The 13,014-nt window shown below is 43.1% G+C and carries 12 protein-coding genes and 1 tRNA gene; 7 read left to right on the top strand and 6 right to left on the bottom strand.

Going from position 1 to position 13,014, the window contains the following annotated elements; translation table 11 throughout:
* Positions 1-19: 19 nt before the first annotated feature.
* The 6 genes from AAA943_RS12475 (at position 20) to AAA943_RS12450 (ending at position 7,480) form a co-directional block, all read left to right on the top strand.
* Entirely contained in the window at positions 20-1,114 is a 1,095-nt protein-coding gene (locus tag AAA943_RS12475; RefSeq protein ID WP_338224588.1) for an Mrp/NBP35 family ATP-binding protein, read from the top strand.
* Between the two features lie 7 nt (positions 1,115-1,121).
* A complete protein-coding gene (locus AAA943_RS12470) occupies positions 1,122-1,370 on the top strand; it encodes a NifU family protein (protein ID WP_338224587.1) in 249 nt (82 codons plus the stop codon).
* 14 nt (positions 1,371-1,384) lie between these two features.
* Complete coding sequence (locus AAA943_RS12465; protein ID WP_338224586.1) at positions 1,385-4,465, top strand: T9SS-dependent choice-of-anchor J family protein; 3,081 nt, start codon at positions 1,385-1,387, stop codon at positions 4,463-4,465.
* A 130-nt stretch (positions 4,466-4,595) separates the two neighbouring features.
* Positions 4,596-5,339: a PASTA domain-containing protein gene (locus AAA943_RS12460; RefSeq protein ID WP_338224585.1), complete on the top strand. Its 744-nt coding sequence runs from the start codon at positions 4,596-4,598 to the stop codon at positions 5,337-5,339.
* 4 nt (positions 5,340-5,343) lie between these two features.
* Positions 5,344-7,182, top strand: a complete 1,839-nt coding sequence (locus AAA943_RS12455; RefSeq protein ID WP_338224584.1) for a T9SS type A sorting domain-containing protein — start codon at positions 5,344-5,346, stop codon at positions 7,180-7,182.
* A 1-nt stretch (position 7,183) separates the two neighbouring features.
* Positions 7,184-7,480 carry a rhodanese-like domain-containing protein gene (locus AAA943_RS12450; RefSeq protein WP_338224583.1) on the top strand — a complete coding sequence of 99 codons (297 nt, stop codon included), beginning with the start codon at positions 7,184-7,186 and terminating at the stop codon, positions 7,478-7,480.
* A gap of 43 nt (positions 7,481-7,523) precedes the next feature.
* Here AAA943_RS12450 and AAA943_RS12445 read toward each other — a convergent pair whose 3' ends face one another.
* Positions 7,524-8,633 carry a site-2 protease family protein gene (locus tag AAA943_RS12445; RefSeq protein ID WP_338224582.1) on the bottom strand — a complete coding sequence of 370 codons (1,110 nt, stop codon included), beginning with the start codon at positions 8,631-8,633 and terminating at the stop codon, positions 7,524-7,526.
* Positions 8,626-9,255: an HAD family hydrolase gene (locus tag AAA943_RS12440; protein ID WP_338224581.1), complete on the bottom strand. Its 630-nt coding sequence runs from the start codon at positions 9,253-9,255 to the stop codon at positions 8,626-8,628. The genes AAA943_RS12445 and AAA943_RS12440 overlap by 8 nt, the downstream gene beginning before the upstream one ends.
* A 97-nt stretch (positions 9,256-9,352) precedes the next feature.
* On the opposite strand from AAA943_RS12440, the gene AAA943_RS12435 reads away from it, so the two are divergent.
* A tRNA-Ile gene (locus tag AAA943_RS12435) sits at positions 9,353-9,426 on the top strand.
* A gap of 95 nt (positions 9,427-9,521) precedes the next feature.
* Here AAA943_RS12435 and AAA943_RS12430 read toward each other — a convergent pair.
* From AAA943_RS12430 to AAA943_RS12415, 4 genes are all read right to left on the bottom strand, one after another.
* Positions 9,522-10,070, bottom strand: a complete 549-nt coding sequence (locus AAA943_RS12430) for a YceI family protein (protein ID WP_338224580.1) — start codon at positions 10,068-10,070, stop codon at positions 9,522-9,524.
* Entirely contained in the window at positions 10,067-11,026 is a 960-nt protein-coding gene (locus tag AAA943_RS12425) for a DUF5777 family beta-barrel protein (protein ID WP_338224579.1), read from the bottom strand. The genes AAA943_RS12430 and AAA943_RS12425 overlap by 4 nt, the downstream gene beginning before the upstream one ends.
* 2 nt (positions 11,027-11,028) lie before the next feature.
* A complete protein-coding gene (locus tag AAA943_RS12420) occupies positions 11,029-11,370 on the bottom strand; it encodes a QcrA and Rieske domain-containing protein (protein WP_338224578.1) in 342 nt (113 codons plus the stop codon).
* A 278-nt stretch (positions 11,371-11,648) separates the two neighbouring features.
* The gene (locus tag AAA943_RS12415; protein ID WP_338224577.1) at positions 11,649-12,995 is read right to left on the bottom strand and encodes a hypothetical protein; all 1,347 of its coding nucleotides are present in this window, start codon (positions 12,993-12,995) and stop codon (positions 11,649-11,651) included.
* Between the last annotated feature and the right edge of the window lie 19 nt (positions 12,996-13,014).

Raw genomic sequence — 13,014 nt, 5'->3', positions numbered from 1 at the left:
GCACCAATTTGAACAGTCCATGCAATTGACAGAAGAAGCCATTAAGAAAACACTCTCAAGAGTGGAAGATCCGGATCTCAAAAGAGATTTGGTCACCTTGGGAATGATTCAAAAGATTCATATTGAAGGCAAAAAGGTGAGCTTTCAGGTAGTGTTGACCACGCCGGCCTGTCCGCTCAAAGAAGTGATCAAAAATAACTGCATCGAAGCTTTGGAAGAGGATTTTGGATCAGGTTGGGAGTGGGACCTAATGATGACCTCCCAAGTGACAACGGTGAGAGATGCCACTCCCATTTTACCAAAAGTGAAAAATATCATCGCCGTAGCCTCTGGAAAGGGCGGAGTGGGAAAATCCACCACTGCAGTCAACCTAGCTGTAGCTTTGGCTCAATCCGGAGCAAAAGTAGGGTTGATTGACGCAGATATTTCAGGTCCATCCGTCCCAACCATGTTCAATGTGGAAGGAGAACAGCCTTCAGTAAAGAAAATAGGTGATAAAAATATCATAGTCCCAATCAGCCAATATGGGGTAAAATTGATGTCTATTGGATTTTTGACTCCTACCGACAGTGCGGTAGTTTGGAGAGGTCCAATGGCTAGTTCGGCCTTGAGGCAATTTATCTCTGATGTGGAGTGGGGAGATTTGGATTACCTGTTGATCGACTTGCCTCCAGGCACCTCGGACATCCACCTTACCATGGTACAAACTGTACCTGTGACAGGCGCGGTGATTGTGACTACTCCTCAGAAAGTCGCCCTAGCCGATGCCAATAAGGGTATTTCGATGTTCAAGCAGCCTCAAATTAATGTTCCCGTTCTAGGTGTTATTGAAAATATGGCTTATTTTACGCCGGAAGAGTTGCCTGAAAACAAATACTACCTGTTTGGCAAAGAAGGGGGAAAAAAACTGGCTGAAAAGTACAATGCCCCGTTCTTAGGTGAAATACCCATTGTACAAAGTATTCGGGAGAGTGGAGACACAGGTTACCCTGCCGTTTTGAAAAAAGGGCCAACTCAAATTGCCTATATGGAACTGGCCGAGTCCGTCGCAAGACAAATTGCCATCCGTAACGCATCAATTGAAAAAACATCCGTAGTAGAAGTAAAAGCATAAAATATAAATGGAAACCGGACTTAGAGAAAAAATAGAATTTGCCCTAGATACGATCAGACCCTACCTTGAGGCTGATGGGGGTAACGTAAGGATTGTGGAGCTAACCGAGGATCTGGTTTTGAAAATTGAAATGACCGGAAACTGTGGCTCCTGTCCCATGTCGTCCATGACTCTGAAAGCAGGAGTGGAAGAAGCCATTAAAAGAGCAATTCCCGAAATCATCCGGGTTGAAGCTGTCAATCTTACTATTGCCTGATTAAAGTATCCTGAATGAAAATAAGCTTTCAGCTTCTGCGCAATTCATCATTTTTCCTGGTTGGTTTTTTGATGGCCACACTTTCCTTTAGCCAAAAGTTTGAGCTTAAGGTGATGGATGCTTTTCCTTCCACTTCTTCCCAATCCCAATCTCATACCCACTCTGAAAAATGCGGTCATGGTATTTTGGAAATGCAAATGGAAAAAGATATGGGTTATTTTGGAAGCAAAGACTTTTTAGAGCAGTGGTTTGACCAGAAAATAACAGAAAGAAGAAATGCACCACAGTTTCTCAGGGTACAGGAAGAAATCAGAACTATCCCGGTGGTGGTACATGTGATTCATACCGGCACCCCCATTGGGGAAGGTACCAACATTCCCGATCAACAGATTATCGAGCAAATCAGGATACTCAATGAGGATTTTAGGAGATTAAATGCAGATGCGAGCAGAACTCCGGCTGCCTTTCTTCCCGTGGCTGCCGATTCCAAGATAGAATTTGTTCTGGCCAAACAGGACCCCAATGGATTGCCTACTACGGGTATCGTCCGTCTTCAGGGTCCTCAGACTACCTACAATCCCAATGATGCCACGCTCATCGGTCAGTTAAGCCAGTGGAACCCGGAGGAATACATGAATATTTGGGTGGTGCCTTTGGTTTCTCCCTTTATAGGATATGCTTCATTTCCTATTTCCGACCTTCCCGGCCTCAATTTCCCTCCTACTTCTGCGCTTACAGACGGCGTGACCATCGATTATCGGTTTTTTGGAATTGGTGGAAGTACCATATCCTTCTCCAGAGGCAGGACCGCAACTCATGAGGTAGGTCATTACTTTGGATTAAGGCATATTTGGGGTGATGGCGGCTGCGGAGTAGATGACTTTGTGTCGGATACTCCCGAGCAAGACAACTCCAACAACATCTGTAATGATAATCCTTCCAGGATTTCATGCGGAACACAGGATATGATCCAAAACTACATGGATTACACTCCTGATGCTTGTATGAACCTGTTCACTTTGGGTCAGGTGGAGCGATTCAATGTAGTTTTAGCCAATAGTCCCAGACGAGTGACTTTGGTCAACAATAGAGCTACCATTGATCCGGTATTACCCAATTTGGATATGGCTATCCTCCGTGTGGTACAGCCCAATGTAGCTATTTGTGATTTAACCCTAACCCCTCAGCTCGAGATAGCCAATGCAGGCCAAACTACCATCACTTCTGCCAGAATCGAGGTAAAAAGAAATGGATCTGTGATCGAAACCAGAAATTTCTCCCTGAATCTGCCAACAGGGGAAATCACCTTGGCAGAATTCAATCCAATTACCATCCCTCCTGGCGGCTCTAACTCCTTTGAATTCGAAATCAAACTGGTAAATGGACAACCGGACGGAAATGCATCCAATAATTTCGCCAATTCCAACCCGGTAATTCAGGGGGAAATAGACCTCCCCTACTCCTTCAATATACCAACTTTCCCGGGGGACTGGGTTGTAAGCAATCCTGACAATGGATTCACCTGGACCAAAACCAACGTGACTCTCTCCGGAAGTACTGAGGAAGTACTTTTCGTGAGAAACTACGAATACGACGCTACTGGACAGCTGGACTTTTTCACCTCCCCCACCATTGATCTGAGCAAATATCCCAATGCCCAATTGGTTTTTGAAGTAGCCTATGCTCCTTACAATCAGGCTGGATTTCAGGACGAATTGATCGTTGCGGTCTCTTCTGATTGCGGAGATAATTATGACTTTGTCAACTCCAATTACAGAAAATCAGGAATCAGGCTTCAGACTGCCACTCCTACTTTGGATGAATTCACCCCAACATCGACCAATAACTTCCGCACAGAAATCGTAAATCTTGCCAAGTACAGGGATTTGGGAAAAGTGAGGGTGGGCATCATCAATAGGAATTCTTTCGGCAACAATGTGTATATCAGAAACATCCGGATTTTACCACAGGAAGAGTTCAGGTACGATGTCCAAATCTTAGACTTGGTCACTCCAAGTCCAATCAGTAACGGAAATACAGCAAGTGAAGAAATATTGGTGAAAAATACCGGCAACCTGCCTGTTTCCGGTTTTATTTTCAGCAGAACTACCAATTCGGGAGGTAGCCAAAACTTTATAGCATCCGGGACTATCCTCGTTCCCGATCAGGAAATAGTTCTAGAACTGAACAATTCCTCTACCCCAGGACAAAACAGACTGCAGTATCAACTGAGGGAACCCAACTTTGATCAAAATGCGGAAAGCTATCCGCTGTTTTCCCGATTCAATCAGGTGAATGACGGAAGACAGGAAGTGCCATGGAGACAAAATTTCAATCTGAGTACCGAACTCGCCCCATGGCTAACCATTAATCCTGAGAATGGAAATCAATCTTGGAGAGTTGCTTCAATTTCAAGTGGAGTTGGTTTGAATAATGTGACTGTACTGGAAAGTGGAAGAAAAGGCCTAAGTTATTGGCTTGGAACTCCGGTCTCAGACCTATCAGGAAGCAGACAGGCCAGTTTGTTTTTTGACTTGGCTGCCGGACAGGTAGACCCCAATACCAGCCTAAGTTTGTTGGCGAGTGAAGATGGAGGGGTGACCTATGGAGAAGTCTGGAAAGAAAGTGGTCCGGATTTATCCACAGTAGATGTAGGAGCAGCCAACCCCAATTCTCCAACTGATTTCCAAAGAAAGTTTGTCAACCTCACTGAATTTGCAGGAAGTGGGAAAACCAATGTGCGTTTTGCTTTTGTCCTGAGTGTAGAGGGAGAGAGTGATTCTCCCGTTTATCTGGATAACGTGGAGCTATTCCTTAGTGCAAATCCTGATCCGGTAATCCCCGGTGAAGGAAGCAGTGTCCTTTATCCCAATCCGGCATCCGACTTCTTTAATCTAGCATTTAATTTACCAAGAAGAGAAACAGTCAGAATTACCATCATCTTGGCTTCGGGGAGTGTAATTCAGGATATTGCCTATCCTTCCACACTCAATCAGACCTACACTTTCTCCAGGGAATTGTTCGCTCCGGGAATGTATATTCTCAGAATCACTTCAGATTCTATCCAAGAGATCAAGCGATTGGTCATTAATTAAAGTTAAAAGCCGAAGGAAGTTCACCTTCGGCTTATTTTTTGCGAATGCAAAATCCAAAATGAACCTAAGAAGGCAATTTCTTTGATATTCGCCTTATCTTGCAAGGAATTGAAATTACCATTAGTCCCCCATGCATTCCATCAAAAAAATCCTTTTACACCTATCCCTGGTCCTTGGACTTTCTGTTCTTTTCGGATTCCTTTTTTTGAAAGTGTATCTCCCTGTCTACACCAACCATGGGGAAACGGTGTCCGTACCTGATCTCTCGGGCTATACCTATCAGGAAGCCGTGGATCTTTTGGAAAGTACAGGCCTTCAATATGAAGTATCGCTTGATTCACTTTATAGTACGGAATTGCCCGCTTTGGCCGTCCTCAAACAAATTCCCAAGTCAAGCTCTCAAGTCAAAAGCGGAAGGAAGGTTTACCTCACGCTCAATTCCAGAAATGCGCCAATGATGAAAATGCCCAATCTAGTCAATGGGCTCTTGAGAAATGCACAGGAAATCCTAGTCAATATGGGCTTGGAGCGGGGCGAAATCATCTATGTCCCGGATATAGGGATTAATGTAGTCCTTGAGCAGCGCTATCGCGGAGTCTCTGTACCTGAGGGTTTTGAAGTGCCAAAAGGAGCAAAAATTGACTTGGTAGTAGGAGACGGTATGGGCAATCAATTCCTGCAAGTGCCTAATTTGATCGGTTTGGATGAAGATGAAGCAGAATTCCTTATTTTAGGTTCCGGCTTGCGTGTGGGAAGTAAAAATTATGCTCAAAATGATTCCATACCCCTGGGAAAAGTCTTTATGCAAATCCCAGGCTCAGGAAGTCAGGTCAAAACAGGAGAACCCGTAGAGTTTTGGATTTCTAGAAATTAAATCCTTGAAAAAGAATTCGTTCATATACTTTTTTACCCTGCTTTTCCTTCTTCTTTTTTGGGAAAAAACCCCTGCTTTTGCCCAGTTTGTCCAGTTGGAGCCCATTGAAAAAATTAAAATTTCCAAATCGGCAAAACAGGCTGATAAAAGGCTTTTGAACCAAAATTCCTTGCCTTTTTGGGATGATTTTTCCAAGGGAATCGATACCACCAAATGGTCTGTTGATGGCATCTCGTACACTGAAACTGCAGGAAACAATCCCCCTACCTTAGGGATGATTCTTTTCAATGGGGTGGACCAAAACGGTAGGCCCTATTCCCTGCAAGACAGAGATCAAGGAGAAAGTGATTACTTTACCAGTAAGCCATTTGACTTGAGCGGATTGTCAGAAAACGAAAAAAACAGTCTATTTATCAGCTTCTTTTGGCAAGCCGGTGGTAAATCAGAAGCTCCTGACACCAACGATGAACTCATCCTTCAGGTACTCACCCCAGAGCAAAATTGGATGACCGTCTGGTCTCAGAATGGAGGAGATGAACGGGACAGGGAAAATTTCACCCAAGAAATCCTAGCCATTGAACCGCAATGGCAACATGATAGATTTCAGTTTAGATTTTTGTCCTCAGGCAGACTCAGTGGCCCGTTTGATGCATGGCTACTCGACTATGTTTATCTCAATTCAGGAAGAAACGCCACTGACCTCACCTACCCAGACCGGGCGATCACTCAACCCAACTTTGTACAGTTGGGAGACTATCGGGCCTATCCATGGGAACTCCTCGATCGGTTTCAGGAAGACAACTGGAGTGTGGTATCCAATGAATTTCTGAATCTGGAAAACAGATTTCGGGCTATGGAATTTACCATTTCTGCTACAGATTCCACTGGGCAGATCCTATTGCCGATCAATTCAGATTCTCCATTCAACCCAGTACCCAATGCTTTGGAGAGGAGGTCCTTCTTTAGCCGGGAATTTGAAACCATCCCCAACCCGGGAAAATCACTCGATCTGTATTTCGAAACCTATTTGACCACTGGAGATGATCCCCTCTTTACCCTCAATGCTGGTGATACCACTTTTTTTGAGCAAGTGAACTTCGCTGACAACGATACAGTTTCCAGTATTTTTCCCTTAAGGGATTTTTTTGCCTATGATGGAGGATCCGCAGATTATTCTGCAGGGATCAATCAGCGTTCGGGGCAATTAGCCGTCAAATACCAAAGTCCCGAACCTGTGCTTTTGTATGGCATTTCCATCAACTTCACCAACGCGAGCCAAGCCAATCAGGCAATAGATTTGGTAATCTGGGAGGATTTGAGCTTGAGACCCATTTTTTCGCTCGAAAGAGCAATTCCTGTAAAACAAGAAGGGCAGGAATTCATCTATTTCCCTTTGGATACGGCGATTTTGGTTGGACCTGAGTTTTATGTTGGATTTACTCAGTTTACCAATAATTTCATTCACGTAGGTTTGGATAAAACCAACATTCAGGCAGATCGAATCTTCTACAATGTAGGGGGAGGATGGGTCCAAAATGAAGACGTCTTAGGATCACTGATGATCCGTCCTCATGTCAAAGTCAACCAGATACTAGAGGGTGGCGAGTCTCCTCAAGAATCCTTCCTTCTCTATCCCAATCCGGTGAGAGATAAGCTGATAATAAGGGGGAAATTTGCAGAAATTCAGATTTATGATTCCTTTGGACGTCAGATTTTATTACCCAGGGAATCCCTTGGCGAGGAGGAAATGATTAACTTTGGAACGCAAAGACCCGGAATCTACATTGTCAATCTGGTCTCCGGTTCTAAGTTGGAATCATTTAGAATTCAAGTCATCAAATAAAATGGAAGATATCTCTGTAAAAGAATTGAAAAGCCGATTGGACAAATCAGAAAAATTCGTTTTCGTCGATGTCCGTGAAGAATGGGAGTACGAAGAGGATAATTTAGGAGCTCAAAATATCCCCTTAGGCGAACTCCCCCACCGTTTGGATGAATTGGAAAAATACAAAGACTCAGAGATTATCGTTCATTGTCGGTCAGGTGCCAGAAGCGGAAATGCCAAGAAATTTATGGAAGGCAAAGGCTTCACCAAAGTGCGCAATGTCTTGGGAGGAATACTAGCCTATCGCGAGCTTTAAAAACAAAAACGAAAACCCTGAAAAATCTTTCAGGGTTTATTTTTTAAGTGAAGATGAAAGGGCGGGGAGAGAAACATAAAATAAAAACCACCACTGCTATCCAGCCTATCCATTTTCTTTTGGTATTCAAAGGGACAAAACCTGATACTTCGGGATGTCGCAAGCCCATCACCCTTCCCAAAAGAAAAGCAAAAAACAACCACCCTTGGTATCCCTCCCATTCAGGTTGAATAAAACTCAATGCATATTGACCTGCAGCTATGGAAAGTGCAAAGGTCCATTTGGATTGGGTAGACAGCTCCGCTCTTGAATAGCAGATATACAAGAATCCCACATATAGTGGAATTCTGATAATCAAGTCTTCAAAAGGGATTATCGGTGAAATCATTCCCATCCCTGCATAGGACAAAAACAGGGTGAATACAACCAAAGAAATCAACTTATGATGATGTGGAAACAATCCAAAAACCACGTGCCCTCCATCCAACTGTCCAATAGGGAGAAGATTTAAAGCAGTGAAAAACAGGGCCAAATAACCTGCAAATAAGAAGGGATAATGGATGACTTCCCCCATATCCGGAATACGTTCAGGATCTGCAAGCCACTCCCCCATCAGGTAAAACAGCAGATTTTGCCCTAATTCAAAATTAATTACCTCCTCCCCATAGCCCTGAAAATCAGGGTCAGCATATTCCGGATGGATTTCATAAATATATTCAGCAGGAGGCAAATGGGTAAAACCATAGAATAATACCCAAAAAGCGATCACAAAACCCGCCAAAGGCCCTGCCACACCGATGTCGAAAAACTTCTTTCGACTATTGACAAACCCTTTCATACGAATAATCGCTCCAAAAGTCCCAATAGAAGGTGCCCCAATAAATCCCAACCAAGCTGGGATAAAAAACGGAAGCGTACACTTCACCCGGTGATAGATGGAAGTAAAAAGGTGCCCCAATTCATGAATCAATAGGATGCCGATAAATGGAATCGAAAAGGCCATAGACTTGACAAAGTACTCCCAAGTCAATGCGGACTCGCCAAAACCAAGGATGGATTTGCTGTATACCCATTCACCGCCGGCAAGAGTAGTCGTGACAAGCGTCAGAAACAACAAAAACCCATGAATCAGATACTCTTTAGGCTTATACATTCGAGAAAAATTCAAAAATCACCCTGGGATTGGTTACTTGAATGGCCTGAATTCCCACCGCTTTAGCCCCCTCTACGTTAGCTTTCAAATCATCAAAAAACAGGACACGATCCGGTGAAGTATTTAGCTCAACGAGCATCTTTTCATAAATCTCAGCAGAGGGTTTTGCCAATCCCATCTCGTGACTGTAAAACACCCAATCAAAAATCGGATCAAATCGATCCAATCCATGTTCGGTTCTGAGCATTTCATGCACTGCATCAATATGGATTTCATTGGTATTGCTCAACACACCTACTTGATACTTTTTGCGAAGCGCTCTCACCAAGTCCAGTCTTTGTGGGGGAATTTTTCCCAAAAGACTGTTCCACAACATATCAATTTCCTGATCAGTCCACGGCTGGTCAAAATAATTTCTGACTTCATCTCTAAACTGAATGGAAGAAATTAGGCCTTTTTCATAGGACTTATGAAACTCCGTTTGATAAAAAATATCGACCCGATCATGAATGGATTCCTCCAACTTGCTTTTGATCAAACTCAAAGATCGCTGATAGTCAATGTCAATGATTACGTTTCCCAAATCAAATATCAAAAAGTCAACATCCGGGCTATTTTTCATTCGAAAGTCAAGTTGTGTAATTGAACTCAAATATGTAACATTGCACTCCCAAAACCAAGATTTAAAGTGGCAAAGGCCACCATTCAAAACTCAACACGGGCCTATAGCTCATTCGGTTAGAGCAACTGACTCATAATCAGTAGGTGCCTGGTTCGATCCCAGGTGGGCCCACTAAAGGCTGGATTTATTCCAGCCTTTTGCTTTTTTTAACCCATTTCACTTTTTCGATGATAAGCCTTTCCCTAGTGAGGAGAAAAGCGACATAATTATCGCTTCACCAAAAGCATTCTGCCCGAAACATCAATTTCTTCGGTAATTTTAGTGATCACTAAAGAAGGGACCTCTATCTGAAATTCTTCTGGCCTAACTTGAAATTTGAACTCCAACTTCAGGCCTTTCTCAGTTGATGCAATATTTCCCTTTACTGTAACTGGCTTGGTCACACCATGAATAGTCAGTACTCCATCAGCTGTCACAGAATAAGTTCCGGGGATGGTGAAGTCAACCTGTTCTTTGATTTTCCCCTTAAAGGTCGCTGTGGGGTACTTCTCACTTTCCATGTAATTTTCGTTGAAATGCTCCTGCATGAGCTTATTGGGAAAAATGAAATCCGTGATTCTCATTTGAACAGCTACCTCCCTCGTATCCGAATTAATTATTGCTCCACTTTTCTGATTCAGAGCCTCGATTGTCTCTAAAGGAGTATCCGAGTAGAATGAAATTTCCCCTGAGGAAGTACCATAAAGCGTTTGTGTCCAAGCAGTTCCTACTTCCATGAAGAAGATTAGTAGGGTAAGTTTTACAATGGTTTTCATTTGTCTTTATGTTTTGCGGCCTTATCAAAACTGAATGTTCTTGAAATATTGAATCCGTAATAAATGTCCCCATCTGCCCAGGAACCCACCGTTTGACCGATAAAATGCTTTTCAATCATTCCACGGGAATTGGTAAAATGCAATTGGAAAACGTGTCCTCCTGTCTCAATATCCACCCCAATTGAGATGGCATCTTGATATGGGTAAACTTTCCCCGTACTGGATTCATAAGAAATGGGGTCCGAAAAAGCATGGTAATATTCTCCAGAAAGGGTAAATCTCTTGGTAAGCTTATATCTTCCACCAAAGCCCAAAGCCCACAGGTCATTTGAAATGGAGGGATCCTCGACTTTATTGAAGTGAAGGAAGGTAGGCATAAGCTGAAGGGAAAGCCTTTCGTTGAATTTTCGCGCTATCAAAGCTTGTCCCCAATAGGAGTAGCGCTCTAGATTTTCATTGAATCTCATTTCAGCTCCCGACTCCATTCCATAGCATGTCTCCATGGTATTGATAGCCCAACCTGCCAAGCCAGTGACCGTTACAGGGATGGAATTGGATTGTTTTAGGAATTTGTACTTTGTATACAGATCATAGGTTTTTTCCAAAGAACTCCTACCTGCCCCGACGAGCCAATTGTCTGTAAGGCCGTACTCGAGGCCCAGTCTTATTTTGGCTTCATCCAAACCGAAAAAATTGGCAATAAATCCACTATTCACAGCTCCAAACCGATGAGAAATCCAAAAATTAAGATGATTTCTAGAGATCGTTTCTACTGTCTGTCCATTAATCAGCCTGGTAGCCTTGAAAGTTGCAATTGTGTAAATAGGATCTTTGGATTGTTCAGCTTCCAGCATCTGAAGTAAATCATCCTGAGCTTTAGTTGGAGAAATCCTGCTTAAGGTTAAAACGAAAAGCAGAATCACTAGCCCAATCGGGTTGTTAAAATTCTTGCTCATGATCAATAAATCACTTTTAAAAGTGTTCCAGAAAACTCTGTCTGATAGGTCTTTAGTCCTTTGGACCCTTTGGAGTTTAGTCCTTTTCCTGATGTGTCAAATCTTGCCCCATGCTCCGGACAATAAAATTCTCCAGACCGGAAATACACTTTCCTCTTTCCTTCATGGGAGCAGACTTGGGTGACTGCCGCAAAGGCAGTCTCGGATATCCTTGCAATCACTATTCTATTTACAATCACATAATTCCCTACAGTATTCAAATCCGAATACGCCGAACTACTCAAATCCAAGCTCAACACATTTGGATCTCCAGCTCCGGTACCTGGATTTAAATTGGGGTCCATACTTTCATTTATACAGCTAGTAAGACCCGATGCTGCACAATAGACTGCAAATAATGAAGCTCCTTTCAAACCCAAGGATTTTAAAAACTCCATACGATTCATTTTTTCTTCCATGACTTTAGTAATTAGTGTGTTTTACAAATTTGAAGTCAGCCGGTTTCGAGTTTCCTTAATAGGTTCTTAAGAATCTCTTAAAAAAACCGGCCCTTTTTTTTTTGATTAGTCTACTTTAATTGACCATTTGTAATCGAAATCATTCTTTTTATTTATGAAATGTGTCAAAAACTAAACTGGTACTGCATCACCAGCATCCCCTTTCTGGGGTTCATAGAATCAAGGACCAGCTTTTCTCCGCTCCCCTCTCTCAAAACAGGCCGGCTTTGATAATCCAAGGAAAGCTTGGATCGATGTCCAGCCTGAAGCCAATTGACTCCGATTGAATAAGTAGAAATGGGTACCTGGACCCGTTCATAATCCGAAAGGGTAAACTGACCATAGGGTTGAAGCGTACCTAGCCTTCCCAGCAAGTCCTTTTTCATGAGGTATCCCATTTGGGTATAATAGACTTTTCCGGTTCCAATCAGCGGAATAGTGTTTCCGGGACCATTAAATGAGCCATTCGCATTTACTCCATTTGCAGGATTCATGGCTCCTGAAGCCCGGAGGTAATTGGGACCAAAATCATAATTGATCCCAGCGACATAGGCCGTGAAGGCCGTCCCTTTGCTGGTGTCAATGGGAACGTCATAAAAAATATCAAAGCCAAACTGTCTACTAGCTTGCTGAACTACTGGCCCTGAAGATACCTCCCGGTATTCTACAGCATGATCTTGGGTGGAAAATCCTCCCCCAATGTTGAACACCCTCTTTTTCCCTAAATAGGTACCCGTCATGTAGGGCAACTGGTTGGATTCCTTGTCCAAAAATTGCCAAAAGATATATCCCTGATAATTTAATGCTGGAGCTGATAAACTGTAGTAGGCAATTTGGGTTACATTTTCAGGAAGTGTAGGTACAGGACTGAGGGCAGTTTGGATAGGAAAGGGATTGGAAACCGACAGTCTGTAATCCAATTTCCCCAATTGACCTTTGGCAAAAACACCCAATTTCCTGACAAATTGATCCGTAAGATCATTTGTTGACTCTTCGATATAGGGCAAATCCAATCCCAAAATAGAGCCCACCGAAGAGGAAGAATACCGGACAGTCCCATTCCAGCCATGCAGACCTGCTCCCAAACTTAACTTTCCCGGGGCCAAGGCATATTCAGCAGTGACATCATGCAGAAATAGTCCCGGCTTCCTTCCGGAAAGGGACCCAAAGCTGTTGATGCCAAATTGGGTGTAGACAAATACCTGATCGGTGATTTGCCCCATGACCTGGTAGCGAACTCTCCTCAGGCCTACGTCAAAAACTTCATTTTTAGGAGTGCTAAAAATGGTGGAACCGGGATTTAGATCAGTGTATCTGACCCAGATTTGTCCAAGACCGGTACCTTTTACCCAATGTGTCTTTTCTTGATTGAGGAAAAGCTTGATTTCTTGGTCTCCCTGGGCCTGAAGTGAAAAAACAACAGCACAAAAGAAGAGCAAGGTTAATTGAACTTTAGTAGCTAAGGATTTCATTGGATCAATAAGTATTGAA

Source organism: Algoriphagus confluentis, from assembly GCF_036245625.1.
In the GTDB taxonomy this organism is placed as follows: Bacteria; Bacteroidota; Bacteroidia; order Cytophagales; family Cyclobacteriaceae; genus Algoriphagus; species Algoriphagus confluentis.
The sequence above is the reverse complement of the archived record's forward strand: the minus strand, read 5'-3'. Positions and strand labels throughout refer to the sequence as shown.

Excerpts from the sequence above, each read along its gene's own strand:
- AAA943_RS12475 (WP_338224588.1), top strand. The coding sequence starts at position 20 with ATGCAATTGACAGAAGAAGCCATTAAGAAAACACTCTCAAGAGTGGAA.
- AAA943_RS12470 (WP_338224587.1), top strand. The coding sequence starts at position 1,122 with ATGGAAACCGGACTTAGAGAAAAAATAGAATTTGCCCTAGATACGATC.
- AAA943_RS12465 (WP_338224586.1), top strand. The coding sequence starts at position 1,385 with ATGAAAATAAGCTTTCAGCTTCTGCGCAATTCATCATTTTTCCTGGTT.
- AAA943_RS12460 (WP_338224585.1), top strand. The coding sequence starts at position 4,596 with ATGCATTCCATCAAAAAAATCCTTTTACACCTATCCCTGGTCCTTGGA.
- AAA943_RS12450 (WP_338224583.1), top strand. The coding sequence starts at position 7,184 with ATGGAAGATATCTCTGTAAAAGAATTGAAAAGCCGATTGGACAAATCA.
- AAA943_RS12445 (WP_338224582.1), bottom strand. The coding sequence starts at position 8,633 with ATGTATAAGCCTAAAGAGTATCTGATTCATGGGTTTTTGTTGTTTCTG.
- AAA943_RS12440 (WP_338224581.1), bottom strand. The coding sequence starts at position 9,255 with ATGAAAAATAGCCCGGATGTTGACTTTTTGATATTTGATTTGGGAAAC.
- AAA943_RS12430 (WP_338224580.1), bottom strand. The coding sequence starts at position 10,070 with ATGAAAACCATTGTAAAACTTACCCTACTAATCTTCTTCATGGAAGTA.
- AAA943_RS12425 (WP_338224579.1), bottom strand. The coding sequence starts at position 11,026 with ATGAGCAAGAATTTTAACAACCCGATTGGGCTAGTGATTCTGCTTTTC.
- AAA943_RS12420 (WP_338224578.1), bottom strand. The coding sequence starts at position 11,370 with ATGGACCCCAATTTAAATCCAGGTACCGGAGCTGGAGATCCAAATGTG.
- AAA943_RS12415 (WP_338224577.1), bottom strand. The coding sequence starts at position 12,995 with ATGAAATCCTTAGCTACTAAAGTTCAATTAACCTTGCTCTTCTTTTGT.